Origin of the sequence: Clostridium sp. TF11-13AC, from assembly GCF_003481065.1 — a bacterium.
GTDB classification, from domain to species: Bacteria; Bacillota; Clostridia; order Lachnospirales; family Lachnospiraceae; genus Otoolea; species Otoolea fessa.
In genome coordinates this window covers 96,873-123,692 of sequence record NZ_QUKJ01000001.1, presented here as the reverse complement: position 1 = coordinate 123,692, position 26,820 = coordinate 96,873, and the positions used below count along the sequence as shown (strand labels likewise).

16 protein-coding genes and 4 tRNA genes are annotated in these 26,820 nt (G+C 48.4%); 2 read left to right on the top strand and 18 right to left on the bottom strand.

Annotated features, from left to right (window positions below; all coding sequences use genetic code 11):
- Positions 1 to 106: 106 nt before the first annotated feature.
- The 11 genes from DXD12_RS00515 to DXD12_RS00465 form a co-directional block, all read right to left on the bottom strand.
- Entirely contained in the window at positions 107 to 1,807 is a 1,701-nt protein-coding gene (locus DXD12_RS00515; protein ID WP_118636965.1) for a glutamine--tRNA ligase/YqeY domain fusion protein, read from the bottom strand.
- A gap of 259 nt (positions 1,808 to 2,066) precedes the next feature.
- Positions 2,067 to 2,495 (bottom strand): flavodoxin, encoded by a 429-nt coding sequence (locus DXD12_RS00510; RefSeq protein WP_022359957.1) that lies wholly within the window; start codon positions 2,493 to 2,495, stop codon positions 2,067 to 2,069.
- A gap of 41 nt (positions 2,496 to 2,536) precedes the next feature.
- Positions 2,537 to 3,106: a DUF3793 family protein gene (locus tag DXD12_RS00505; RefSeq protein ID WP_118293823.1), complete on the bottom strand. Its 570-nt coding sequence runs from the start codon at positions 3,104 to 3,106 to the stop codon at positions 2,537 to 2,539.
- 222 nt (positions 3,107 to 3,328) lie between these two features.
- Positions 3,329 to 4,177 (bottom strand): YitT family protein, encoded by an 849-nt coding sequence (locus DXD12_RS00500; RefSeq protein ID WP_118293824.1) that lies wholly within the window; start codon positions 4,175 to 4,177, stop codon positions 3,329 to 3,331.
- 138 nt (positions 4,178 to 4,315) lie between these two features.
- Positions 4,316 to 4,388, bottom strand: a tRNA-Lys gene (locus DXD12_RS00495).
- An 8-nt stretch (positions 4,389 to 4,396) separates the two neighbouring features.
- A tRNA-Gln gene (locus DXD12_RS00490) sits at positions 4,397 to 4,468 on the bottom strand.
- 26 nt (positions 4,469 to 4,494) lie between these two features.
- Positions 4,495 to 4,568 (bottom strand) — tRNA-His (locus tag DXD12_RS00485).
- A 27-nt stretch (positions 4,569 to 4,595) separates the two neighbouring features.
- Positions 4,596 to 4,669: transfer RNA gene (locus DXD12_RS00480), tRNA-Arg, on the bottom strand.
- 187 nt (positions 4,670 to 4,856) lie between these two features.
- A complete protein-coding gene (locus DXD12_RS00475) occupies positions 4,857 to 5,396 on the bottom strand; it encodes a transcription repressor NadR (RefSeq protein WP_333489813.1) in 540 nt (179 codons plus the stop codon).
- Between the two features lie 47 nt (positions 5,397 to 5,443).
- Entirely contained in the window at positions 5,444 to 6,295 is an 852-nt protein-coding gene (gene nadC / locus DXD12_RS00470) for a carboxylating nicotinate-nucleotide diphosphorylase (protein ID WP_117796383.1), read from the bottom strand.
- Positions 6,261 to 7,475, bottom strand: coding sequence for an L-aspartate oxidase (locus tag DXD12_RS00465; protein ID WP_117796382.1), 1,215 nt, complete (start codon positions 7,473 to 7,475; stop codon positions 6,261 to 6,263). Before DXD12_RS00465 ends, nadC begins: the two co-directional genes overlap by 35 nt.
- Positions 7,476 to 7,838: 363 nt before the next feature.
- Here DXD12_RS00465 and DXD12_RS00460 point away from each other — a divergent pair, with 363 nt between their 5' ends.
- Positions 7,839 to 8,663 (top strand): EFR1 family ferrodoxin, encoded by an 825-nt coding sequence (locus DXD12_RS00460; RefSeq protein ID WP_118293933.1) that lies wholly within the window; start codon positions 7,839 to 7,841, stop codon positions 8,661 to 8,663.
- Positions 8,664 to 8,768: 105 nt separating this feature from the next.
- Here DXD12_RS00460 and DXD12_RS00455 read toward each other — a convergent pair whose 3' ends face one another.
- The 6 genes from DXD12_RS00455 to rsmH form a co-directional block, all read right to left on the bottom strand.
- A complete protein-coding gene (locus DXD12_RS00455; RefSeq protein ID WP_182426229.1) occupies positions 8,769 to 12,983 on the bottom strand; it encodes a Cna B-type domain-containing protein in 4,215 nt (1,404 codons plus the stop codon).
- 34 nt (positions 12,984 to 13,017) lie between these two features.
- Positions 13,018 to 13,818 carry a class B sortase gene (srtB, locus tag DXD12_RS00450; RefSeq protein ID WP_182426230.1) on the bottom strand — a complete coding sequence of 267 codons (801 nt, stop codon included), beginning with the start codon at positions 13,816 to 13,818 and terminating at the stop codon, positions 13,018 to 13,020.
- A 199-nt stretch (positions 13,819 to 14,017) separates the two neighbouring features.
- Entirely contained in the window at positions 14,018 to 18,241 is a 4,224-nt protein-coding gene (locus DXD12_RS00445) for a VWA domain-containing protein (protein ID WP_118636963.1), read from the bottom strand.
- A 52-nt stretch (positions 18,242 to 18,293) separates the two neighbouring features.
- Positions 18,294 to 18,959: a hypothetical protein gene (locus DXD12_RS00440; protein ID WP_118293936.1), complete on the bottom strand. Its 666-nt coding sequence runs from the start codon at positions 18,957 to 18,959 to the stop codon at positions 18,294 to 18,296.
- Positions 18,960 to 19,204: 245 nt separating this feature from the next.
- Positions 19,205 to 20,050 carry a tyrosine-type recombinase/integrase gene (locus DXD12_RS00435; protein ID WP_118637487.1) on the bottom strand — a complete coding sequence of 282 codons (846 nt, stop codon included), beginning with the start codon at positions 20,048 to 20,050 and terminating at the stop codon, positions 19,205 to 19,207.
- 310 nt (positions 20,051 to 20,360) lie between these two features.
- On the bottom strand, positions 20,361 to 21,419 hold the full coding sequence (gene rsmH / locus DXD12_RS00425; RefSeq protein WP_118636959.1) for a 16S rRNA (cytosine(1402)-N(4))-methyltransferase RsmH: 1,059 nt from the start codon (positions 21,417 to 21,419) through the stop codon (positions 20,361 to 20,363).
- A gap of 525 nt (positions 21,420 to 21,944) precedes the next feature.
- Here rsmH and DXD12_RS00420 point away from each other — a divergent pair.
- Positions 21,945 to 22,730 (top strand): MerR family transcriptional regulator, encoded by a 786-nt coding sequence (locus tag DXD12_RS00420; protein ID WP_118293938.1) that lies wholly within the window; start codon positions 21,945 to 21,947, stop codon positions 22,728 to 22,730.
- Between the two features lie 234 nt (positions 22,731 to 22,964).
- On the opposite strand, the gene addA is transcribed toward DXD12_RS00420, so the two are convergent.
- Entirely contained in the window at positions 22,965 to 26,792 is a 3,828-nt protein-coding gene (addA, locus tag DXD12_RS00415; RefSeq protein ID WP_118636957.1) for a helicase-exonuclease AddAB subunit AddA, read from the bottom strand.
- Between the last annotated feature and the right edge of the window lie 28 nt (positions 26,793 to 26,820).

The window sequence follows — 26,820 nt, the reverse complement described above, 5'->3', positions numbered from 1 at the left end:
TCATATTCTAAAATGTATTCTGAAAGTCCCGTTCTCTCCTTTTTTCATCAGAACAAAGCCGCTTTTTTCTGTATTTTTTTATACATTTTCAAGAGTTGTTCTCGATTTATTTCGGAAGCTTGAAAGAGCTCTTCAGCGAAACAATCCGGTTGAAAACCGGTTTGCCCGGCTCGCTGTCGCGGCAGTCCACGCAGAAGTATCCATTGCGGACGAACTGAAAGCTCTCAAATGCTTTTGCCTCTTTCAGACCCGGCTCTAAGTAACACTCTTTCAGAACGCGCAGGGAATTCGGATTTAAGTTCAGCGTTCCATCTGCATTGAGTTTGCCCTTTTCTTCGTCTACCAGGTTCTCATAGAGACGTACTTCTGCTTTCAGTGCAGTCTGTGCTGCTACCCAGTGAATCGTACCTTTTACCTTTCTTGCATTGAAGCCGGAACCACTCTTCGTCTCTGGATCGTAGGTACAGTGAACAACCGTTACATTACCGTCTGCATCTTTCTCGAATCCGGTGCAGGTAACAAAGTACGCGTTCATCAGGCGGACCTCATTGCCCGGGAAGAGACGGAAGTATTTCTTCGGTGGTTCTTCCATAAAGTCCTCGCGTTCGATGTAAAGTTCTCTGCCAAATGGAATCTTTCTGGAACCAAGTCCCTCGTTCTCCATATTGTTTGGTGCATCCAGCTCCTCGATCTGTCCTTCCGGATAGTTGTCGATAACAAGCTTGACCGGGTCAAGAATTGCCATCACACGGGACTTCTTTAATTTCAGATCCTCGCGCAGGCAGTACTCTAACATTGCACTGTCGATGGAATTGTCTGCTTTGGAGACACCTGCCAGCTCTACAAAGCGGCGGATGGATTCCGGCGTGTAACCTCTGCGGCGCAGCGCTGCGATGGTTACCAGACGCGGGTCATCCCAGCCATCTACAATCTTATCCTCTACCAGTTTCTTGATATAACGTTTTCCGGTAATGACGTTGGTCAGATACATCTTCGCAAACTCAATCTGGCGCGGCGGGTTCTCAAACTCGCACTCTCTTACGACCCAGTCATAGAGCGGTCTGTGATCCTCAAATTCCAGCGTACAAATCGAATGCGTGATGTGCTCAATCGCATCCTCAATCGGATGAGCGAAATCGTACATCGGATAAATGCACCATTTGTCCCCGGTGTTGTGATGATGCATATGGGCTACACGATAAATAACCGGATCACGCATATTGATGTTCGGGGATGCCATATCAATTTTCGCACGCAGTACCTTTTCGCCATCCGCATATTTGCCTTCTTTCATCTCCTCAAAGAGCTGTAAGTTCTCCTCGATGCTGCGGTTGCGGTATGGGCTTTCCTTACCAGGATTGTTAAAATCACCGCGGTACTCGCGGATCTGATCAGCTGTCAGATCGCAGACGAATGCTTTTCCCTTTTTAATAAGAAGAACTGCACACTCATACATCTGCTGGAAATAGTTGGATGCAAAAAACAGGCGGTCCTCAAAATCAGCGCCCAGCCATTTTACATCCTCGATGATCGACTCAACAAACTCTGTCTTCTCCTTCGTCGGGTTGGTGTCATCAAAACGGAGATTGAATTTTCCGTTGTATTCTTTTGCCAGTCCAGAGTTCAGAATAATCGATTTAGCGTGTCCAATATGAAGATATCCGTTCGGTTCCGGAGGAAATCTCGTCTGGACATGATCGTAAACGCCCTCTGCCAGATCTTTGTCAATCTCGCGCTCGATAAAGTTCTTGGAGACAGTCTCTTCCTTCTCCTCTCCCTCTGCCAATGGTTTTTTATTTTCTTCCATATACATTCCCTCCGTTGTTTCTTTTCGTAAATTGATACTGTTGTTTGAGTCAAATCAAACAGTTTTATTTTTTATCATATCACATTTTGGAGTTTTCGAAAAGGGGATATTTGCCCACAAAAAAGGAAGCGCCGCGGGAGGACACTTCCTTTTCTGATTTTCAATTTTTAAGCATCTTTATTATGGCAATTTAAGATGTCCTGCGTTCGCAGGTAATTGTACTTCTTCTTATTATATATGTGTTTTTATGCGATTTTACTTATGCGTTTGCAAGAGCCTCGCCCAGTGCCTCGCACTCAGCACCTGCTGCCTCGTCCGGCGTTGCGTTGCAGATTACCGGCTCGCAAGCCATGGTTACGCCCAGAGTCATGCAGTCGCTCTCCCAGGTACGCATCCACTCGCCGTCGCCCCATCCGTAAGAACCGAATAATGCAATCTTTTTGCCAGAGAGAACCGGGCTAACCTCGTCGAACATCGGCTGGAACTCAGACTCCTCTAACTGTTCAGCCCCCATAGACGGGCAGCCAAATGCGATTCTGTCATACTCGCCAGCTTTGTCAGCGCCAAACTCTGCGGAAGTAAATAAATCAGCCTCGCCACCCGCTTTCTTAACGCCCTCTGCTACGTAATTTGCCATAGCCTCTGTGTTTCCCGTTCCGCTCCAGTATACAATTGCTACCTTGCTCATTTTTATTTCCTCCTTGTGAATAATTTACTTACTTAGATTTATTATGCGGCTTTTACAAGCTGAATAATCGGTGTCCCCTGACGGTATTTCTCCCGGCACACTTCCGTGCATTCCCGGTATGAATCAAACCGCCGTTTTGCTTCCTGCGGGTCGCCATACGTCTTCCAGTAACCGCTGCAGGTATAATTTTTTCCCTGATTTTCAATGAATCCAACAACATCCTCAAGCGGATACCCCAGGAAAATGCCAATCTCATGTGGAAAATCATGTTCCAGACAAAGCCGGTTGGAAAGCTGCTTCAAAAAGCCATCGACCGTCTTCTGCATCTGGTAACCAGACTTTTTTAAAAAGTGCTGTACAGATATTTTACCCAGAATAAAGCGAAGCCATTCCTCGCGGTACACCAGAATCAGAAACGCGCCCGTCCGGCTGCACTCTTTAAGCGCCCGCACCTGAAGCCCCGACAGTTCCAGTTCCCGGTTCCAGAAATCAAGCGCTTCCAGGAGTTTATCACGGTTCTGCGGCTGATAGCGGAACAAGTTCGACGGTTTGATGCCACGAAGAGTCGGCGCACACACCTCTACGAATACTTCTTCAAACAACCGTTCCATCTTTCTGCCTCCTGACTGCTTCTCTTAGTTAGCTATATCTACCTTTAGTTAGATGTGGCTAACTATCTTTTAAAAAATAAAAGGCTTTTTCCGCCTTCTATTTTCCTTTTCGTAGGTTAGTCTCATCTAACTTCAATGAGACTATATCATGAATCACTTACCACGTCAAGCAAATTTTGTTCATTTTTGCTTACTGAGTTTTTTTATCAGTAACATCATTTTCTATCTTTTGGGACGATAAATAATCTCATTCACCGCATACACCGTCACAAATGCCTTCGGATCTGTTTTTAATATATACGGCATGAGCTGTGCATATTCGTTTTTATCTACGATCGTGATAATTTCCGTCTTCGGCTCATTGTCAAACGCGCCGAATCCCTGATAGATCGTCGCGCCGCTGTGAAGCGTATGCAGGATAAACTGGCGTATCTCTTCTTCTTTTTCCGAGATAATGCAAACTCTCTTTTTCAGATTCAGACCGAAAATAAAATGATCCAGCACAATTCCGTTTAAGTATGTGCCCAGAATGCCCAGCACCACCAGTTTTTTATCGCTAAAAAACACGGATGAGAGCGCCACACACATGCCTGGAAGCGCCATCGCCTTTCCCAGCTCCATATGGAAATATTTGTTTAAGAGCTTTGCCACGATGTCCAGACCGCCCGACGAGGCATTCATCCAGAACAAAAGAGCCAGACCAATGCTGACAACAAAGATATAGCAGACCGTATCCATCATCGCATCCTGGTTGAGCGACACGAAATCCGGGAAAACCTGCTCAAACACCCACAGAAAAACCGGCAGAATCAGTGACGTATACACCGTCTTGACGCCGAACTCGCGTCCGATAAAGAGAAAGCCCACCACCAGAAGCGCCGCATTTAAAATAAAGGTCAGCACTGAAATCGGCAGCGGTATCACATTTCCCAAAAGCATCGCCAGACCGGAAATACTTCCCACCGATACACCGCTCGGAATCAGAAAGAAATAGACGGCTGCCGCCACGACAAAGGTCGCCGCTGTGATCATTGTGTACTCCCCGATTACGCGCATGGACTTTTTTGCCATAACTTAAAACCTCCTCATATTACAATTTCGCGCGAGCGCGCATCATTGGCACGTTAGCGCCTTTTTGTGTAATAGAGACTTCCAAGGGATTTCCCATTACACAAAAAGACACATCGCGTCTGCAATGTGTCTTCGTAATGAGGCATCGGGGATTCGAACCCCGGACAACTTGATTAAAAGTCAAGTGCTCTACCGACTGAGCTAATACCCCATATTTAACTGGGCTAGTTGGATTCGGACCAACGAATGCAGGAGTCAAAGTCCTGTGCCTTACCGCTTGGCGATAGCCCATCAGCAAAAGATCCTTTTAAAAGGAAGGTGGATATAGGGATTCGAACCCTAGGCCTCCAGAGCCACAATCTGGCGCGCTAACCAACTGCGCTATATCCACCATAGGAATCTGTCGAAACAGATTCGACGAGCCTGAAGGGATTCGAACCCCCGACCCACGGCTTAGAAGGCCGTTGCTCTATCCAGCTGAGCTACAGACTCATATTCATTTTGCGATTCTGACCGTTTTATCCGGCACTGTAACCATTCCCGCACCTGACCTCTCAGCCAACTGCTTATCTGTCTCATCGACAGCAAAGATAGTATATAACATTTGAAAAAGAATGTCAACAGGAAATTTCATATTTTTTAAAATAATTTCAAAAATTCATTTCTTTTGACTTTCCCCCTATTTTTCCACCTCTTCCTGCTCGTATGACAGGAAGTCCGCCAGAAATCCCTTTTCCCGCAGCGCTGCCTCGATCTCGTCAAGAATCTCCTCCTGATCGGCAGCCACGTGATGGAAATGATAGCCCGATGTCACGTTTAAAAGCGGCGTGGATCGCCCAGTCCGGATATTTTCCACAAATGCCTCAACATCGCGGCGGCTGCGGATATTTAACGGCGCCGATACCTTTCCATAGATGCGGTGGTTGACCATGACATCCAGCACCTCGCCGCCCAGATCAACAATCGTATTCAGCTCTTCGCGCGTCTGCTCGGTCGTATGGCACATTTTAAAGAGGCGTTCCGTCTGGTGCGGCACCTCCAGCACATAACCGCGGGCAGTCGCAAGGACAGGGTGTCCCTCGGTACGCAAAAGCGCGATATCCTGCACCACCACCTGACGGCTCACGCCGACTGCCCGCCCCAGCGCCCCGCCGGAAAGCGGTGTGGATGACTGTCCCAGCATTTCCAGTATTTTCTTTCTCCGCTGTACTCCTGTCATCGTTGTTTCCATCCTGTTTTCCCTGTCCTTTCTTAGTTTTTAAATTTTTATAATGCCCGCAGATGTTTGAGGCTCAGATCCAGAATTGGTGCCGAGTGCGTCAGCGCGCCGCTGGACACATAATCTACGCCTAATTTCGTGATCGTTGCGATATTTTCCTTCGTCATATTTCCGGAACACTCCGTCTCGGCGCGTCCGTCGATGATGCGGATCGCCTCCGCCATCTCGTCCGGGGTCATATTGTCCAGCATGATAATATCAGCGCCCGCTTCCACTGCCTCGCGCACCATATCGAGATTTTCCGTCTCCACCTCGATCTTGCGGACAAATGGGGCATATTCCTTCGCCGCCTCAACCGCCGCCTTAACTCCGCCGGCTGCGTCGATATGGTTATCCTTGAGCATCACACCGTCCGATAAGTTGTAACGGTGGTTGCTGCCGCCGCCAACCTTGACTGCATATTTTTCAAATATACGCATACACGGGGTCGTCTTGCGCGTATCTAAAAGCGTCGTCTTCGTTCCTTCTAAAAGCTTCGCCACCTGGTTCGTATAGGTCGCAATGCCGCTCATCCGCTGTAAATAGTTGAGCGCCGTCCGCTCGCCAGAAAGAAGCACCCGGATGTCGCCGGTAATCACACCTAAAAACTGCCCTTTTGTGACGGTATCCCCGTCTTTTACCTCAAATTTTGTCTCGGTCGTCTCGTCAAGAAGTTTAAACACGCGCTCAAACACCTGTAAACCGGCGATAATACCGTCCGCCTTGGCTAAGAGCTGTACTTCGCCCCTGCGGTATTCCGGCATGACCGCGTTCGTCGAAACGTCCTCACTGTTAATATCTTCCTTTAATGCCATGCGGATATACTCATCCGCAACAAGCTGCATCGTAATTGGATTCATACTCTTCGTCCTCCCGTCCGGCAATCTTGCCTGCCGCTCTCTCTGCAAATACAAGGCTTTCCAGCAGACTGTTGCTGGCAAGCCGGTTTTTTCCGTGTACGCCGTTGCAGCTCGTCTCACCGACCGCATACAGGTGATTCATCGTCGTCTCGGAGAAATGATCGACATAGATACCGCCCATGAAATAATGCTGCGCCGGTACGACCGGAGCCGGTTCCTTCGTGATATCGTAGCCCTCTTTTAAGCACTCCTCATAAATGTGCGGAAAATGCCCCCGGATCGTCTCCTCCGGAACTGCCTCAAACGACAGCCATACATGATCGCTGCCCTCTTTTTCCATCTCCTTCTCGATCGCCTGCGTCACCACATCACGCGGCAGAAGCTCATCGACAAAGCGCTCGCCCTTTCCATTTAACAGAACCGCGCCCTCGCCCCGGGTCGATTCCGAAATCAGAAAGCTACGTCCCGGCTTCTTGCTGTACAGGCTGGTCGGATGAATCTGGACATAATCGAGATGTTCCAGACGCACGCCGTGTTTCTTTGCTACATCCAGCCCATCACCTGTCAGGCTCGGGAAGTTCGTCGAATGCTTGTAAAGCCCGCCGATACCTCCAGTCGCCAGAACCGTGTCTTTCGCATGAATCTTTAAAATATCGCCGTCTGCATTCTTTGCCAGAATACCGGTGCAGATGCCCTTTTCTACCAAAATATCCGTCATAACAGTATATTCCCGGATTTCTACATTCGGAAGTTCTTTTACACGCGTCTGCAGGGTCGTCGTGATCTCTTTTCCCGTGATGTCCTCATGGAAACAGATACGCGGCTGCGAATGCGCGCCCTCCTTTGTATATTTTAAACTGCCATCTGGATTTTTGTCAAACCCTACGCCTAATTTCAGCAGATTATTTATCACATCCCGGCTGGAGCGGATCATGATATCCACACTCTCCTTGCGGTTCTCGTAGTGTCCCGCGCGCATCGTGTCCTCAAAATACGCATCATAATCTGTCTCATCCCGCAGCACGCAGATACCTCCCTGCGCCAGCATGGAATCACAGCTCTCTATATCTTCCTTGCAAATCATTAAGATCCGGTCTTCCGACGGCAGATTTAAAGCGGTGTACAGACCGCCTACGCCACACCCGACGATGACCACATCATAATTTTCCTCCCGGACCATTTTGTTGCCTTCCTTTCTATACCATACGTTTGCACTTATCTTTTTATCCTGCAGATAGTTCAGCCTTCAAATCGCAAAATACTATCTGCCACTCTATGCTCCTATCGCAAACAGAGTTCTCTTTCAATCCAAAACTTCATTTGTGCATCCGCACCAGTATAGCACATATTATTTCATGCGACAAGACATATGTAATGATATTTTGGGCGATTCTGCAAAAAACATATTACTATTCACGCATACGTGCCCAGTAACCAAAAAACTCCAGTTTCATTGACAGTCCACCATAAATCCATTAAAATACCTACTATAATAAGGTATTTCGCCGAATTAAATTTAAACATATGAAGAGAAGGTATTTTCATGAAAATCAATCACGTACACGCAGTCTATTTCAGCCCGACCGGCAACGCGAAAAAGGTTATCATCACGCTGGCGCAGGCGATCGCGGATACACTCGGTGTCCCGATGGATTCCTATGATTTCACGCTGCCGGAAAGCCGCGAAAAAGTTCATACATACGGGGCAGACGATCTGCTCGTCATCGGCACCCCGGTCTACGCGGGACGCATCCCGAACAAGATGCTCCCATTTGTACAGACCCATTTTGAGGGAAATGGCGCGCTCGCCATTCCGGTGGCTGTCTTCGGAAACCGCAACTTCGACAATGGGCTCATCGAGCTTCGCAATGAATTAGAGGCGCACGGTTTCCACACCATTGCAGGTGCCGGTATCCCGACCGAGCACGTATTCAGCGACAAGCTGGCAACCGGACGTCCAGATGCAGATGATCTCGCACAGATCCATGCATTCGGCATCAAAGCAGCCGAAAAGATCGCTTCCCTGACCGAAATCCCGGATCCGATTGCCGTGCGCGGCGATGAGCCAGTCGGACCATATTACACACCGCTCGGCACCGACGGAAAACCGGCTGTCTTCCTGAAAGCCAAACCAGTCACCGATCCGGAAAAATGTACTGGCTGCGGCATCTGTGCAACGGTCTGTCCGATGGGCTCTATCCCGGCAAATGCACCAGACACCTGTACCGGTATCTGCATTAAATGTCAGGCGTGCATCAAGATCTGCCCGGCTGGCGCCAAATACTTCGACAACGAGGCTTTTCTGTCCCACGTTGCGATGCTGGAGCAGAACTATACACGCAGAAGTGAGGCGGAGTATTTTATCTAAGGATAGCCACATTCCAGCATAGTTTTAGGGCGGCGCCATTTTACTGGTGCCGCCCTATCAACCTGCTTTTATGACCGTGCAGTCTTTATTTTTCTATGTCCCGTTCTATTCCTCTGTCTTTTTTCTACCTGTCATTAATACATAGGCTGCTGCCATCATTCCAACTGTAAGTGCAGTCATCGGCACATTCATCTGATCCTCTCCAGTCTTCGGAAGTCCCTCTTCCGGTACGACCGGCTGAGGTTCTGGTTCAACCGGTGTAACCGGTTCGGTCGGTTCTGCTGCCGGACCAGACGCGGTTGTGGTCGAAGACTTTTTACTGCCAGAACCACTTCCACCGCCGTGACCACCATGACCTCCACCGCCATTATGATCCGGGGTCGGATCTGGTGTTGGAGTTGGATTATCGCCTCCGCTCATGGCATTGACAAATTTTACAACTGCTGTTTCTCCACCAGCGATTGTTCCTACATCTCCTGTTTTCGTCACGGTATAGCCTTCATTTCCGCTCTCTTCCACCGTGTAAGCAGTTCCCTCCGGAAGACCGGCTGCTGACTTGCTCTCGCCGTGCTTTAATGTAAATGTTGCTACATTATCGACAAATTCCATATCGCCATAATTTCCGTTCAATGCAGTGCCGCCCTGCAAGGTTACTTTAAACGTGAACGCTTTTTCCTTGTCTCCGCTTCCGGTGACCTCTTTGGAAACCGTCAGGCTGCCGTACCGGATTGGTGCATTGGTCAGTGTAATGTGATAGGTTTTGTTTTCCTTGTCATATTCTGTACTGGAACTTCCCTTCCATCCTTCCAGCGTTTCTTCTTCCACAATATAGTGACAATCTTCCACCTCTCCATTCGAAACGCATTTTGACGGAAGATCCTCAAACGACGCCGACCAGTTATTCTCCGCATTTAGTTCTGCGTGACTGTCGAGCTTCACTTTTTCACCGCTCGTATCGCCTACGCGGTAGAGATCCACGTACACGTGGTCTGGATGAGTTTCTTCGGTCCATTTTTTGGTTACTTCTACCGCCACATCTGCATATTCCATACCAATCACGACTGGACTGTTCGTTGCAATACCGCCGCCACGCTTGGAAACATTGTCACTGATAACAAGCTGCGCCTCCGAAGACGCCAATTTCTGGTGCTCCTCACTCAACTCTCCATGTAAACCAAATGACTTATTTGTATTGGTATAAATAGCCGGATCCGCTTCTGGATTTCCAGCCTGATAGCGATTTTCCGCCTCATCAGAATACCATCTGATCACACCGCCGCCCAGAGAACGACCGGAAACAGAAATGTGGGTAGTTGCGCTCGGCGGGTTGCTCTGAATCGAGAACTTATCCGGTGTATCGGTTCCTTCATAGCGGATCTCATCTCCTGATGCTTCATAAGAATAGGAAATGCCGCCTGTCTTCCCAGTTGCCTTATTTCCATAAAAAGCGCCGCCCAAAGTTGAATAAACCTCTGTCTCAGAGGTCGGGCACGCCCAGATTCCTGCACCACGCGATGCCCGATTTCCTGTTATCAGAACATTCGTAAGATGAAGCGTTGGATTCTCGTGATTCGTGTAATCAATTCCGCCGCCAAAGCCAGACGATCTATTTTCACTGATCAAACCACTGATTAAATTCACCTGGCTGTTCTTATCCATATTCAGCTTCATACCGCCGCCACGCTGACCCGCTTCATTCTTAGCAATGGTATTTCCTTCCAATGTCAGAACACAATCAGCCGCTCCAAGTACCCACAGCCCGGCGCCATTTCCCATGCTGCTATTTTCTGTAATGACATTGTTCTTCAATGTAACTGTTTTCGATATACGGCTGTAAATCGCACCGCCATCGCCGCCTCTGGCTGCCATCTCTGTAATCCGATGGTTATAAGCATGTGAATTTCGAATCCGGTTGCCTGTCAATTCTGCCGTCTGCACCGCATCCAGATGGATTGCTCCACCATAATCCTTAGATGTATTAGAGAAGAAATAATTTTCATTCAGTGTCACCGTTCCGCGATCTGCAAAAAGCGCACCGCCGCCAAACCAATACTGTCCAGTCGTTCCTGTCATATCAATCGCGCTGTTATAAAACAAATTACACTTCTCCATTTTAACCGCTGCCTGAGAAGTATAGACAGCACCTCCGCTCTGGGCGAAATTTCCCTGTCCACTATATTCTTTGTAATTATTATCTTCTCTTGTAAAATAACCGAAATTACATTTCTCTGCTTCCAGCGTACCTCCATTCATCAAAACAGCGCCGCCGTTTCCAGATAACGCCTGAAAACCTGCCAGAATCGTATTCCTCAGAATGACTGTTCCGCCGTTTGCCTCGATCGCACGGTTATCTGCACCCTTGCCGCTTCCGCCAAGCAGACCATTCAAAACCGTAAAGGTTGCCGATTCCGCAACCGCAAATGCACTGATTGTCTGTTTTGCTTTTGCTTCCGGAACTATTTTTACTTTTACTACTTTTCCATTCAAATCAAGTGTAAGAGCTTTATCAACTGAAACAGCTTTTGACAGTCCACAATTTTTCAGCACCTTCACCGTATCCCCATCGTCTGCTGCCGCGAATGCAGCTTCCAGCGTATCATACGCTGTCCCATTTACCTCTGCCACACCGGCAGCTGCCTCGTTTAAAGCCAGCAGAATAGAAAATTCGTTGACGCCAAAGGTCAGTTTTGCTGTTTTTTCACTGTCCTCTGTGCTATCCTGGATTTCAACCTCAGAAAGTTCTGTGATGACATCCTCATGGATATGCAGGATTTTTGTCTCTTCCAGATTTTCTCCTGTCTCACTTTCAACTGCATTCTTTTTAAACTGAATGCTGACCTTGACTTCTTCGGATGGCTCGACTTCCTCTCCTGCCTCGTTTACAAATTTCACATCAAAGGCTGTAAAGGAATCCGCGCGGTATCCTTCTTCATGGATCTGATCGCTCAATGTCTGATGTTCTTCGCTTCCGTCCTTGATCTCTTCTGCTTTCAGCTTTACTTTTTCTTCAAACGTACCCGCCGGTACCGTCAGGGTAAGTACAGCGGAATCTGTATTGACCGTGTAGACCGCATCATCCACACTGCCGGAAAGTCCCAGCTCTGCAGCGGTCGTCACGAATGCAGTAGCTGCCGTATTTTTAAGAAGAACGCTCTCATATGTCTCGCCCTCTAGCCGCTCTGCTCCGTCTTCTATCTCGACTTCCGTCTCCGCATCCGGCTGGTCGGCTGTATTCGTTTCTTTCTCCGATGTCTCATCTTCCGTCTGTATCTCGCTCGCCGTCGCCGGTGCCGCTGTCAGAAACATCTTAAAATGATCCGATCGCGATACCTGCGCCACGTCCCCTGCTTCGCTGCCTGCAGAATCATTCTTTTCCTTTTCTGAGCCCGAATCTGCATCCGGCTGACTGTCCTTTTCTTCTGGGATACCTGTTTTTCCCGCATCACCCGCACCCAAGCCTGCTTCCTGGCTCTTTTCCGGCTCGTTTGCCGGGTTCTCTGCTTCTGCCCCGTTTTCTGCTTTATTCGCCGGATTTTCCGCCTCTGAACCTTTTTCCGGTTCACTTGCCGGGTTCTCTGACTTGTCCACCTTTTCCGGAGTTTCCACCGGATTCTCTTTTTCTGGTTCCTGCGAATCTGTCTCTTTTACATTTTCTTTCTTCTCAGACTCTCCAGCCGTTTTATTTGATTTTTCTTCCGCACCATTCGAAATGGAAACTCCCGTTTCTTCGCTTGCTTCCATTTCTTCATCCTGGATCTGCTTCTTTAACTCTTTAGATGAGAGAATCGAAACTTTTCCGCTTCGTTTTCCATCTACCTCTATCTGCCCATATTCTTTCTCAGAAGAACGATTTAACAGCAGAAATAAAATTTCTTCCTCGCCCGTGATCGTATAATGATCCAGATCCTCTTTTTCATCCAGTCTCGCATAGACCTTTAAATTTACCTTTCCGTCCGGTGCTTTCACATCCGGATGCAATTCAAAGAGGGAACCATCTTCCTGAAACAGTGTCTCATACGCTTCTGATTCTTCTCCCTCAAAGGTTAGGGCATCTTCCTTGACCGGTTTTCCTTTCACCGCTTTTAATAGTGCCTCACTCAGCTCTTCCCGATCCAGGACAAAATTCTGATTTTCTTCTTCCGCCTCATTCTTTTCCAACAGCGGAGCCGTTGCTGCCAGCGCCGTCGTACTTCCAATACTGGTACTGATCATACTGGTGCACAAACAGACAGACAAAAGACGCTTCATCTGCTTCATTTCTTTATGAAACAAATGATGCCTCTGTTTCCGGCTCCTCCCCTTTGTCTCTAACTTCTTCATATTCTTACCTCCTGTTATAGATCTATTTCCCATTCTATTCTGCCGCCTCATACGCATATAGAATTGTCCGGGCATTGTTAAATTCATAGCTGCATGTCACAAATGAATACAAACGCACGATCGTCCCCTCGATCGGCGCGGACGCGCTCGCGCCCGCTGTCATCTGCTGAATATATGACGCAAATTCTTCTCCCGATGCAAACTCCGTTTTCCGGCGGATCGCATCCGGCGATGTGCAGACAGCCGCCAGGGCTTTTAAATGAATCTCCCGCTCCGGCGTATAAAGAATGATTTCTGAATGCTGATCGAAATAGCCCTGATCCTTGTATCTGGAAATGTCCTTAAACATACTTCCATTCTTCATGTGATGGCCGTACAGCACGTTATGCAGGGACGAAAAATCTGCCTGATCGGCATAGTCCAGAAAAATCGTGCCCGCCGTGCTCTTCTGTCCGTTCAGGTCACGGTGCAGGTAATAATCATTGTCCTTCCCCTGAACCACCGGATAATTGATCTGAGTTCCCGGAATCTGAATCCAGGCAACGACGTCCGGATTCTGGAAATCCAGCGCTGAAAAATCAATTGCTGACACATATTCTGTCTCCTTTATTGCATTCGTCTCACCTATCTCATTTTCCACTTCTGGCACTTTTTTCTCCGGCATTGTTTCTCCCGTCGTCCCTGCTTCTGACATTCCCACAACCTGGGCAGTCAACTCTTCCTGCGCCTTCTCCTGACGCATTTCATCCCATTTATGCATTACCACCCCTGCTGTACCGAACGCCAGACAGATGACAGCTATCACAGCCGCTGCTTTCCGTGTCCACTTTTGCATCGATCCCTCCATCTTTGCCCGTGAAACGTTCTGCGCCTTTATTTATTAAGCAAATTATATATTTTTATAAATGATGTATTAATTTGCATACAAAACGAAACAGATAACAGCATAGTTTTAGGACAGCGCCATTTTTTCTGGCGCCGCCCTAAAAACCTGCTCTTATAACCGGGCAATTTTTATTTTTCTATATCTTGTCTTACTCTTCCGTCTTTTTTCTGCCCGTCATTAATACATAAGCTGCTGCCATCATTCCAATTGCCAGCAGAGCCATCGGCACATCCATCCGATCCGTATCCCCGGTCTTCGGAAGTCCTTCTGCCGGTACAACCGGCTGAGGTTCTGGTACAACCGGCGTAACCGGTTCCGTCGGCTGGGCTGCCGGTCCCGACGCGGTTGTAGTCGAAGACTTTTTACTGCCAGAACTACTTCCGCCTCCGTGACCGCCGTGGCTTCCGCCTCCGTTATTGCCTGGATTCGGGGTCGGGGTAGGATCAGATCCCGGTTCCTGGCTTCCATGTTCTACCACATATGATACGGTCGGCTTCGGGAATTCTTCTGGCCGATACTCATTTCCACGGCTGTCTACCGGATACAGGACCGCCTCCTGATTGGTATAGAGCCCTTCATAGTGCTGGCTGCCGTCCCGGTCATATTTTCCATAGGTTCCATCCGCCGTCTTTGGGTTTATCAGTTTTACGGTATAGGTCAGCTGCACCGGTGCAAAGTTTGAAACTGGTTCATTTATATACCAGGTAAACATCTCTGTCTCTGCCTTATTTCCCGCGTCATATACCACTTTAAAACGATAATTCTGCGGTCCCGGTTCTCCGTCTCCAAAATACCAGGTGTTGCCCTCCTGATACATAGAAAGCGCTTTTCCCCCTACTGTCAGCTGGTCTAAGTGATCGAAATCAAAGTTATAATCCTCTTTCACATAGCCCATATAATCTTTCACAACAGAACCTTTATCAACGGCATACAAAATATCATTTTCTATACTTTCAAATGAAACCTGCTTTCCATTCGCGAGGTACCGCATGAAACTCATTCCCCACTCATAGTTACTTGCCGTTCCGGGCGGCGTAATCGGCATCGCATAGCAGTGATATCCTTCCGAAGCTGCCTGTGCGTACGCCTCGTACGAAAGATATAATGCCTTATCGATCGAATTCACATAATTTCCTGCTTCCTCCACCGGTGTAATAAGCGATGCATCCGGTTCCGTTCCATATGGATAGTCGTGTGTATCCTTCTGCTCTGAAAGTCTGGCTCCTATGCCGGTCAGCCATGCATTCCAGTCCGTCGGTGCCTGATTATTTCCATACTTGGATTTCCAGTTATCCGGTCCTGCAAAATGTTTCGGAGAATCTGCCATAAATCCCCAGGCAACCGCCGTCGGATTCTCATTAAACATATAGGTAATACCATCACTGACAACTACCAGTGTCTTGCGTTCATCTGCCACTCCTGTATCCTGGTCTAACATTGATTTACCCGCTAAAATACCTGCGTGAAGATTGGTTCCACTCTTAATTTCCTGACAAATGGCTGCTTCAATCGCCTCATATTGGGTCTCCAAATCCATAAATCCATCCGTATGGGCTTCCTTGTTAAAGAGCACTACTCCCACTTTGACCTTTGCTCCCTTTTCCTGCACTTCTTTCTTGAGGTTCTGAAGCATTTCCAATGCCTGCTCTTTCAGTCCCATGCTGGTTGATTTATCTAAGACAAGCACCACATCACTTACCAGCTGCTCCTCCGCTGACGGCAAGGACAAAGCCACTTGAGACTTAAAATTTTCATCCAGCTGTTCCGCTGTCTTCGATTTAGAAGTTCCTCCCTCTGGAATCGTCGGAAGTTCTCCTCCCGGAATCGTATATGATACAGTCGGTTTCGAAAATACTTCCGTTTTTCCTTTTTCCTGATCGCTTCCAACCGGATGCAGCACTGCTTTCTGGTTCGTATAAAGTCCATCATACTCTTCGCTTCCGTCTTCATCGTACCGTCCATACGATTCTCCTGGATTGTTCTTCGGATTTACCAGTTTTACCGTATAGGTCAGCTGCACCGGTTCATTATTTTTTACCGCCTCATTCATCGTCCAGATGAAATGTTCTCCGCCTTCCTTATCCGACGGATCGTATTCCACCTTAAAACGATACTGAGCTGCATTCACGTCTTCATTTCCAAAATAAACGGTATTTCCATCTTTCCATTTGGAAAGCTCCCTGCCGCCAACAGTCAGACGGTCGATGCTCTTTAAGTCAAAATTGTAGTCATCCTTGACCCAACCCATATAATCTTCCACCATCGAGCCCCGATCGACGGCATAAAGGATGTCATTTTTGATATCTTCAAAACTTACCGTTTTTCCGTCTGCCAGATATTTCACAAAGCTCGGTCCCCATGGATAGCTTTCACCAGCAGATGAACCAATCGGCATCGCATAGCAGTGATACTGTTCCTTCGCCGCTTCCAGATATGCCTCATAGGAAAGATAGAGTGCTTTATCAACGCTATTGGCACGTTCTTTTCCTTCACCAGGTGGGGTACATGGCGTTAAATCTCCTTGCTCATATGGATGGTCAAATTCATCGCCCTGTGCATCCATCTGCGCTTTGATTGTACCCAGGCGCTCGTTCCACTCATCCTCCGATAATGCTTTATTATTCCCATATTTAAGAATCCAGTTATCCGGTCCCGCCCAGGAATGTTCTGAACCATCATTCTCAAATCCCCAGGCAACCGCCGTCGGTTTTTCCCCAAAAATATAGGTAATGCCATCGCTTAAAAGCACCAGGCTCTTTCTTCCTGCTGCCACCTGCGTATCCTCATCCAGCATTTTCTTACCTGCAAGGATTCCAGCCGAAAGATTCGTTCCGCTGCTAATATTCTCACGGATCGCTGCCGCAATCGCATCATACTGGGTTTCCAAATCCATAAAGTCAGACTTATGCGCTTCTTTATTAAAAATAACGACTCCAACCTTTACTTTTGCGCCATTTTTCTTTGCCTGCGCCTGCAGCTCCTTAAGCATCTCTAACGCCTCATTTTCCAGCTGCACGCTGGTAGATTTATCCAGCACAAACACAATGTCATTTTCCAGTTTTTCCTCCGCTGACGGAAGGGAAAGTGTTACCTGGGATTCAAAGTTTTCGTCCAGATTGGTAGCTTTTTTAGACTTCGAAATCTGCCAGTCTGGAATTTCTTCCACTTCCACTGCCGACAAAACAGCTACGTCTGTCAGACCAAGCTCCATCGCGGAAGTTACAAATGCGGCTGCGGATGCATTCTTAATGCCTACCGTTTCATATGAATCCCCCAGAATGCGTTCGAAATTGTCTTCTTCTGCTTCGTCGCCTACAATCGCCTTATTTTTTTCATTTTCATCGTTCTCGTCCTCTTCTTCTTCTGCATCAGGCGGAGATGCCATTGCAGCTGAAGTCAAAAACATCGAAAAATGAGCCGAACGTGATACCTGAACTGAATCTTCGTCCTGGGCGCTGTCATTTTCTGAATCCGATGTATCTGCATCGGACGCATCCATGTCTGCTTTTTCATTCTCGTTCTCAGAATCCAGCTCCGATAAATCTTTCTTGTCATCCGCTGCTTCCGGTTCTTCTTTTATATCCGAGGTATCTTCTGAATCTCCTGTATTCGGTTCCTGAGCTTTCTGCTCTGCTTTGTCCTGTTTTTCTGGATCCGAGGTTTCTTCTTTTATTTGATTGTTACCTGTATCTGAAGCATTTTCCTGCTCCTTTACATCGTCCTCCAGAGCCGTATCCTCTTCTGTGATATCTTCACTTCCTGCCGGAACTGCACTTTCCGGTTCTTTTACCTCATTTTCTATCTCGGTCGGAACCGCTTCCTCTGTCTCCAGCTCAACCTGCTTTTTTACTTCACCAAATGGCGCAACCGTCATCCATGCGCTGGCTCTTCCATCCACCAGAATCCGTCCGGTGCGCTCTTTTGAAGAAGAGTTGGTCATCAGGAAAATAATTTCTTCATTTCCGCTGATCGTATACTGATCCATGTCCTCTTCATCCTCTAAGCGGGCATACATTTTCAAAGTAAGCCGGTCGTTTTTCTTCTCGAAATCTGGATGCAGTTCATATAGATTTCCTTCTTCAAACAGTCCCTCGTAGGTTTCTGCCTCATCGCCGGAAAACGTAAATGCATCCTCTTTTACTGTCTTCCCTTTTTTAGCAGCATCCCGGATTGCCTGCCTGAGAACTTCTTTTTCCAATGAAAATTCCTGTCTTTCATCCCCTCCTTCGGATGTGGCAGCTGCAAATGCGGCTGTATTTGCCACGCTTGTGCTCAACATACTGCTGCACAAAAGCACTGACATGAAACGCCTTGACTGACGTTCAAACCAGCCTTGACTGTAACTTTTCCCCTTTTTCTTCGCTTTTTTCATTCTTTTTGCCTCCTGTCTTATCTATCATCAACGCAGGTCCCCTTATGCAGATTTAAATACCTCCCTTCTGCACCGCTTTCACGCCATGTTCCCGCAAAAATGGCTCGTACAATTCCTCTTCTGCTTTTTTCCGCGCTGCCACCGCATCCTCAAGGTTTACGAAGGTTCCAAGGTTGTACACTTTTCCCTGAAAGCCGATCGCTGCCCGCCACCGGGAATTTTCCCGCTGGTAGACGCCTCGGTAGCCGCTTGTATTGTTTGCCGTATTTTTCTGGTTGGCGATTCGTTCCAGGCAGGTTCCGCCTACAAAATGAATCGCTTTTTTCATGTTTTTCTTTCGTGTCTCCGCCTGCAGGCACCCACAGCTCTTGGTTTTTCCCGCGCACAGGCTTTCTTTGGATGCCTCAATCAGGCGTCCGCAGCTACAGACACATTTCCAATATTCACCTGTCCGGTTGGAATTATCCGCCTCTTCAAGCACTTTCAAACGTCCGAACTGACGACCTGTCAGATCGATCCGCCGACTGGACGGAAGTTCCTTCCGATAGCACCCGCAGCTTTTCGTATGCCCTGTTTTCAGATGGGACTCCTCCACGGTTTTTTCTTTCCCGCAGTCACACCGGCACAGCCAGTAATGGCGGCGGCTTTTTTCTGCCTGTTTTATCTCCCGGCAGACGGTCAGGCGTCCATACCGGCGCCCCGTCAGATCTTCTCTCACATACTCCACCTCCCCGGCTGACATAATGGGGATTATGTCATATCCACCTGTTTTGTTTTTTCTTTAATTTGCAAGGTTTTTGTCGGATTTTGGATAAAATATCTGTACTTTCAAGTACTGTTTTTTAACGTCTTTGTAGGTTGAAATTTTTTCTCAGAAGTGATAAACTTGATAATAAAATCATATATTTAGATATGTATGCAGATTTTTTTCATTTCATGACATAATCCCCATTATGTTTTTCGTCAATTTTCCCTATCAATCAACAAACCTAATTCCAGCTGTCTGCGGCACGCTTCACGGCTGCTGATGATCGTATAACGTCTTGTCGTTTCCACGCTGCTGTGACCCAGATAGTCTGCCAGACGGACCAGATCGTGATCGCGCTCGTAAAATATCTTGGCAAACAGATGGCGCAGATTGTGCGGATATACCTTGCTCGGAAGAACACCCGCTTCGGCGCAGACGGATTTCATGTCCGCCCACACATTCTGTCTGCGGACTGCCTGCCCGTTTTTTGTGACAAAGATGCTGCCTCTCACAATCCGCTGCTTCCGGCAGTACTGCGTCAAATACAGCATCAGCGACTGCGGCAGCAGGATCACCCGCTGTTTTCCCTTACAGTCGATCACTACTTCCCCCTGTGCCAGCGATTCCGCTGTAATATATGAAAGCTCGCTGATTCGTATGCCCGTGCTCGCGATTGTCTGCAAAATCGCACAGAGACGTTCATCGCCGCGTCCCCGTGCCGCCTTAACTAACTTCTGGTAATCGCTGCGCGTCATTTCCCGTCTCTCATCGCAGAAAATCCGCTTCTGCACCCGGAACGTGCGGACACAGTATTCCTGTCTTCCGATAAAATGAAAGTAGCTGTTCAGAGATGCCAGCATCGAATTGGCGCTGGATGTTTTATAATGGGCTTGCAGATATTCCTTAAACGATATAATTGTGTTTTTATCCCATTCTTCACCCACAAACATCAAAAACTTTCTCACATCCCGGCAGTATTTTTCGATCGTATGGCTGCTTTTTTCCTGTTCTCTCAAATAATCCCTAAATCGTTCCAATTCATTTTGTGTTTCCTGTTTCAATGCGTTTCCTCTCTTTCTCACGAAACTTTCTCGCGGATTTGTTTTTTTCGCAGCTGTTTCTTCTTTCACAACTGTGACCACTTTTCTATTTTCTGAAAAGTAATCTTATAGTATACGCACCGGAAACAGAAATCTCGCTAAAAAAACATTTTTGCTCTTTTAATCGGATTTTTGCAGAACCAGACATCACTGCGCCCGAAATTTTTTCACATGGACTCTCTTTGATCTTCACAATAAAAACAGGACAGCCGCTCCCATATTGCTCGGAACAGCTGCCCTGTTTTTTCATATATTTTCTTTTATATTCATTTTACTCTTCCGCCCGGATCGCCCAGCGCATCTTCGTCGAGCGGGCACGCGGGTTCTGTACGCACTCCTGCGCGGACGGGCGCACCACATCTTTGGAATATTCTTTATAGATACCGACGCGATATCCCTCTTTGAGCGCCGCTTTCACCAGTTTATCCTCTCCGGAATGGAAGGTCAGGATCGCTGCCCGTCCGCCCGGTCGAAGCGCATTTGGAAGCTTCTCCATAAACTCATAGAGTACTTCAAATTCCTGGTTTACATCGATCCGGAGCGCCTGGAAAACACGCTGACAGGTCTTCTTGATTGTCTCCTTTTTCTCCTTTTCCGGAAGGAAATCCAATGTTTTTTCAATGATTTCACGGAGTTTCGTGGTCGTATCGATCCGGTTTCCACGGCGGATCTCATCCGTGATCGCTTTTGCCAGCTCCTCGCAATACGGTTCGTCTGAATTTTCGTACAGCATGCCCGCCAGCTCCTCACGCTCGATCGTGTCAAGGCGCTCGGCGGCGCTGATGCCTTTTTCCTGATTCAGGCGCAGATCCAGCGGCCCATCTACCTTGAACGAAAAGCCTCGCTTCGGATTGTCAATCTGCATCGAAGACACGCCCAGATCGGCTAAAATAAAATCAAAACCACCCGCTTCTTTGGCAATCTCATCGATTGTACAGAAGTTCTGGAGACGGATTGAAAGCATGTCCTCGCCATAGCCCGCTTCTTCCAGGCGTTTCCGCGTCTTGGCGGATTCCTCCGGATCAACATCGGTCGCATACATATGTCCCTGCCCTTTCAGGCAGGCCAGCATTGCCTTCGTATGTCCGCCGTATCCTAGCGTCGCATCAAATCCGACCTGCCCCGGCTGGATCTGCAAAAAGTCCAGAATCTCCTGCACCATAATGGAAATATGCATGCCCGCTGGTGTATTTCCCTTCTGAATCACATGCTGGATCGTGTCCTGATACTTCTCCGGCTGCAGCTCTTTATATTTTTCTTCAAATTTTTTTGGATATTTTCCTTTATATCTGACACGCCGTTTGTGTGGTGTCTGATTTTCCTGATCCATAAAAGCCTCCCATATCTGCTTAGATTTTCCATTGATTTTCCCATCTGTCAAATCGAAAATCATATTGGTTCAAGCATATATGGAAGGCGTTCAAATGTCAATTCTTTCTTGATTTTTCCAGATAAAACGCAGCATCATAGGTATACAATAAAGGCGTTTTGGTTGAAATGTTTCTCCGGGCAGATGTTTGCAGATGAGCCATCAAATCTTTCTGTATATAAAATACTCATTCTCCCCAATTTCTGACGCTCCTGCCTGCCCGGATACTCCTTTTCAACGTGCATAGTATGACAAATTGTGTGGCGTTTTGCATCGGCGGGATACTTGACACAGCATCCCGCTTTCAATAAAATGATTATACATCGTACATTGATGTGCGATACAATCCCTTTTTAGCTAATTTATATAATTTTTACTTATTTTTCATGTAATTATAAAAAACTATGAGTGTAAAAAATTGCACCAGAACCCTACATAACAAATATACATGATTGCACATCTTATGGATATCTAACAGGAGGTTTTATGACGCACGATAAAAAACGGCTGCTCTCGATCGGCGAGGCAGCCAAAGCGTTGGAAGTGACCCGGCGCATGATTTTAAATTATGAAGACAAGGGTCTTATTCTGCCGGATCAGAGAGACGGTATCAATGGAAACCGTTGCTATACAGCAGACACCGTCTCGCGCATCCGGAGCATCCGCATTCTGCAGAATCTCGGTCTGTCGCTGGATGATATCTATGCCTATTATCACGGCACGACGGATCTGGAGCCGCTGATCACTCGTCTGGAAGATCTGCGTGACGAGATCAGCCGGAATATTGAGAAATTAAAAGAACATTCAAAAGGGCACAATGACTTTGAAATCCGACAGATAGAACTTCCCGCCCAGACCGTTTACTGCCAGGATCTGCATTCGACAGAACTTGAAGACAAGAAAGAGCAATTACGTAGCGTCTTCATCAAGGCGATCCGCCAATATGGTTCTGACACCACCCAGCATATGTTTTTCACCGAATACAACCTTTCGAATCCGGGCGATTTTACCTGCTGCATCGCCGTCCCGCCGGAAAGCCTGGGTGAACATCTCGTCACCCTGCCCTGCCAGAAAGCGCTCTGTATCTTTTATCACGGTGCCTATGAAGGTCTTCCGGTAATTGTGAAGCATCTTTGTGCGTATGCTAACAAATATCAGATTCCATTAAAGGGCACCGCCCGCCACCTCTATCTGGAGGGACCGCCCCAGCACAAAAATCCTGAGAATTTTCTGACGCAGGTAGCGGTTCTGATGGCGGATGATACCCTTTAACCAAAACTTATTTCTCTAATTTTATTATTTTAATTCCTCTGGGCGCAGCACGCATTGACCCACTCTATAAAGTTATCGGCCGCGGCAGCCCGCATGGACATAAACAAAGCCCTGATCCGTATAATCCGTAAAACTCCGGTACTCCGTCAGATCCTCCTGAGCCGCATATCCCGGCGTATTGACTGGAAATACGATCGGCTCCGAACGTGCCTATCTGTATCCAGAATCACTGCCTTACACTTCAATCGCCCCAAACCGGAATGAATACAGGTAGCGCTCCGCCACCCTTTTTCCTGTCATCTGTTCTAGTGCGCGGGTATAGTAGCGCACCTGTGCCTCATAGCGGCGGATCAGAATGTCTGAATTTTCCACATAATCTGTCTTATAATCCACCAGAACCAGCTTGCCGTCCTCCTCAAAAAAGGCGTCGATGATACCCTGTATCAGAATCCGCTCATCCGAATCCCACTCGCCCATCTCGCGCGCCGGAATACCGATGACGAACTGTTTTTCCCGGTACAGTTTCCCGGCTGCTGCCGCTCTCTGCATGCGTTTTCCCAATGAACTGGCTGTCAGTTTTGCCAGATCTGAGCCGCGCACCAACGCCGCCGCCTCGGCATCCATCCGCCCCTCAGCCGCCAGCTTCGCCGGAAATGCATTTAACTCCTGTCTCGACATTGCCCGCTCAAACGGCAACAACTGCAACACACGGTGGTACGCTGTACCGCGCGTCGCGCCGCCTTTTTCTTCCTGCTCCTTCTCCATAAACACTGGCAGCGTCGGCAGAAATACCATCTCCTCCTCCTCTTCCTCCATGCCCTTTTTCTTGAGTTCAGAAACGGACATCTTGGTGTTGAGACTCAGATCGTCCAGGTATGGGTACTGGAAATGGTAGTTGTTGCTGATGATCGATTCTATTTGCCTGATATTTTCGAGCCGATTTTGCGTGTTTGGATGATTCTCGTCATTCGACAAATGGCTGTCCTCCCCCGCCAGCCACCGCAGCCACTCTCTCGATAACGTCTGGCGTATCTGCGTGCCAATCTCACGGTCGATCTGGTCGGAAAGCGTTTCCATCTGATATGAAATCCACGGATTTTTTTCCGGAATACTCATCAAAATCCAATCCAGATACGAGGAGGCCAGCGTCAGAATCGTATACGGAATCGCCCCGTGTTCGGCTGCCACTGCGCTCCACTTCGCAATCCGATCCTCCAATTTCCGGGAGGACGCCGTCAGAATCAATTTTTCCTTCGCACGCGTCAGCGCCACGTAAAGAACGCGCAGTTCCTCGCCCAGCGCCTCCAGTTCCATCCGGCGTTTCATCACATTTTTCTTGAGCGTCAGTCCCTTGATGCGCTTCTCACTGTCCAGATAGTCGGTTCCGATTCCCAGATCCGCGTCAATCAGAAGTTTCCCCCGCGTATCCTGCTTGTTAAAATTTTTTCCCATTCCAGCCACAAACACGATCGGAAATTCCAGTCCCTTGCTCTTATGGATACTCATGATCCGCACCACCGTTCCCTCGGAATCTGCCACCGGCGCTTCACCAAAATCTGTATTGTATTTTTTCAGCTTCTCAATATACCGGATGAAATGGAACACACCCCGGTAGCTCGTCGCCTCATAGGCTGCCGCTTTCTCCACCAGCATATCCAGATTGCCGCGCCGTCCCGCCCCGCCCGGAAGCGCCGACACATAGCGGTAATAGCCCGTTTTGTCGTAAATCCGGTAGAGGAGTTCGTGCATCGGCAGGTAAACAGATTCCTGGCGGAATGTATCCAGGAGAGTAAAGAGTTTTTGGAGTTTTCGGCGCAGGTTATTCTTTTGAATTAATTTATTTTTTTGAAAACGAAACGCATCCGCGATCGACGAATCGTCACTTTCGTCATTCGACTTCACCGGTCCATCCTCGTTCATATACTCCACAACCGCCCGGTAAAGCCCTGCATCCCGCGACCGGTCAACGCCCGCCTTATGTTCCGCCACAATCCACGCCATCTCCTCATCAGAAACGCCGCCAAACGGCGATTTGAGCACCGACGCCAGGGGAATGTCCTGCATCGGATTGTCAATGACTGCCAAAAGATTCAGCACCGTCTCGACTTCCAGCGTATTAAAATATCCCGTCCGAGACTCTGCGACCGCCGGAATCCCCTGCGTCGCCAGCACCTCGATAAATTCTTCCGCCCATCCGCTAACGCTTCGAAGCAGAATCACAATATCCCCGTACTGCGCCCGACGGTAAGCGCCAAGCTCCTTATCCCAGATCGTGATCCCCCGTTCTTTATCCGTCATCTCACGGATCTTTCCGGCGATCATGCGCGCTTCCAGCTCTCTGGCGGTGTAATCGGCTGCCTCATCATCTAACTCGGGGGATTCCGTCTCTTTCTGCGGCTGCACCGACAAATCCACCAGCAAAAGCTCCGTCTTTAACTCATCCAGGCCATCCCGCTCTTCAAAGGCTGCGCCCGGATGCAGTGCCGCATCTTCCGTATAGGATATATTTCCCAGCTTTTCCGTCATGATACGGTAAAAAATCGCATTGATCGATTCCAGTATGTGATCCCGGCTTCGAAAGTTCTGGTGAAGCTCGATCTTCTGGTGCGCGCTCTCCTCCGACGTGTATGTGCTGTATTTTTCCAGAAATAATTCCGGTCTCGCCAGGCGGAATTTATAGATACTCTGCTTGACATCGCCCACCATAAACACATTCGGGCGGTCAAAACGTTCACCGCTGATGCACTGGATCAGCGTCTCCTGAACCAGGTTGCTGTCCTGGTACTCGTCCACCAGAATTTCGTCGTACTGCACGGCGAGCTCATCCGCGACTGTGCCTGGTACGCGCACTGTCCAGACATTTTTCCCTTGCATCTGATCGTTTTCTTCTGCACTTGAAGTTTCCTCCGCCTCGGAACATTCTGATTCCGGTTCTGTCAGAATCTCCAGCGCAAAATGTTCCAGATCATGAAAATCCACCACATTTTTCTCTTTCTTCTTCGCCCTAAACCGCCGTCCAAATTCCTGCGCCAGCTCCAAAAGTTCCAAAATCCGCTCTTTTCCAGCTTCCATATCCGTAAGCATCTGCTCCGGGGAGGCAAACAGGTACTCTCCTTTCAACTTTTCAACTGCTTTTTTGACCCGACTGCGGCAGTCGGAAACAAGCGCCTTTTTCTCCGGATCGACCTCCCCGTTTTTGCCACGGATCGCCGCCAGACGCGAAAATGTAAATTGTTCCAATGCCTCCGAGATCGTTTCAAACGAACCGGCTGCCCCGCAAACTGCCTCCGCATGGCGCAGATCTTCCTCGATCATCGGCAGGTACGGCATCGGTCCCCCCGTCTCCTGGCAGATCTCCCACGCCTCCCGAAGCTGTATTTTCCACTCCTGCGCCTGCAATGCAATATCTCGCAAAAGGAACTGCATCCACTCCGTCTGCTCCAGCTCTCCCTGTTCGGTCAAGAGCAGCTCCTCACGGCATTTTTCATACCACGCATCCGGCCACGGGTTACTCTGGGCGAAATTGTAGACCTGCATCACATACTCGGCAATTCCACCGTCCGCCTTGCCCGTCGCATACGCGTCCACAAACTCCTCATACCGTTTCCCGCCGTCGCGGTAATAATCTTCCAGCAGCCCATCCATCACATCAGCGCGCATCAGAAGCATTTCGCCCTCATCGCCAACCCGGAATGCCGGATCGATGTCCAGCCGGTCAAAATGTTCCCGCATGATATGCAGGCAGAAGCTGTCGATCGTCGTGATCTGGGCAAACTGAACCAGAACTGCCTGCTGCTGGAGATGTTCATTTTCCGGCTCCGATTCCAGTTTTTTCTCAATCGCCGCCTGGATCCGCTCCCGCATCTCCGCCGCTGCCGCCCGGGTAAAAGTCATGACAAGCAGGCGGTCTATGTCCTTCGGGTTCTCCCCCTCCGTAATCATCTGGATGATACGCTCAACCAGCACCGCGGTCTTGCCGCTTCCGGCCGCTGCCGACACCAGGAGGCTTTTCTCCCGCCCCTCAATTACCTGCTTCTGTTCCCTGGTCCAATTTACTGCCATTTCTCGCCCTTTCCTTTTTCATGACTGG

What these genes read in the sequence shown, in the direction of transcription:
- DXD12_RS00515 (WP_118636965.1), bottom strand. Translation starts at nt 1,807, where the DNA reads ATGGAAGAAAATAAAAAACCATTGGCAGAGGGAGAGGAGAAGGAAGAG.
- DXD12_RS00420 (WP_118293938.1), top strand. Translation starts at nt 21,945, where the DNA reads ATGACGCACGATAAAAAACGGCTGCTCTCGATCGGCGAGGCAGCCAAA.
- DXD12_RS00500 (WP_118293824.1), bottom strand. Translation starts at nt 4,177, where the DNA reads ATGGCAAAAAAGTCCATGCGCGTAATCGGGGAGTACACAATGATCACA.
- srtB (WP_182426230.1), bottom strand. Translation starts at nt 13,818, where the DNA reads ATGCAAAAGTGGACACGGAAAGCAGCGGCTGTGATAGCTGTCATCTGT.
- DXD12_RS00460 (WP_118293933.1), top strand. Translation starts at nt 7,839, where the DNA reads ATGAAAATCAATCACGTACACGCAGTCTATTTCAGCCCGACCGGCAAC.
- addA (WP_118636957.1), bottom strand. Translation starts at nt 26,792, where the DNA reads ATGGCAGTAAATTGGACCAGGGAACAGAAGCAGGTAATTGAGGGGCGG.
- rsmH (WP_118636959.1), bottom strand. Translation starts at nt 21,419, where the DNA reads ATGGATCAGGAAAATCAGACACCACACAAACGGCGTGTCAGATATAAA.
- DXD12_RS00445 (WP_118636963.1), bottom strand. Translation starts at nt 18,241, where the DNA reads ATGAAAAAAGCGAAGAAAAAGGGGAAAAGTTACAGTCAAGGCTGGTTT.
- nadC (WP_117796383.1), bottom strand. Translation starts at nt 6,295, where the DNA reads ATGAATCCAATTACGATGCAGCTTGTTGCGGATGAGTATATCCGCATG.
- DXD12_RS00510 (WP_022359957.1), bottom strand. Translation starts at nt 2,495, where the DNA reads ATGAGCAAGGTAGCAATTGTATACTGGAGCGGAACGGGAAACACAGAG.
- DXD12_RS00475 (WP_333489813.1), bottom strand. Translation starts at nt 5,396, where the DNA reads ATGACAGGAGTACAGCGGAGAAAGAAAATACTGGAAATGCTGGGACAG.
- DXD12_RS00455 (WP_182426229.1), bottom strand. Translation starts at nt 12,983, where the DNA reads ATGAAGAAGTTAGAGACAAAGGGGAGGAGCCGGAAACAGAGGCATCAT.
- DXD12_RS00465 (WP_117796382.1), bottom strand. Translation starts at nt 7,475, where the DNA reads ATGGTCCGGGAGGAAAATTATGATGTGGTCATCGTCGGGTGTGGCGTA.
- DXD12_RS00505 (WP_118293823.1), bottom strand. Translation starts at nt 3,106, where the DNA reads ATGGAACGGTTGTTTGAAGAAGTATTCGTAGAGGTGTGTGCGCCGACT.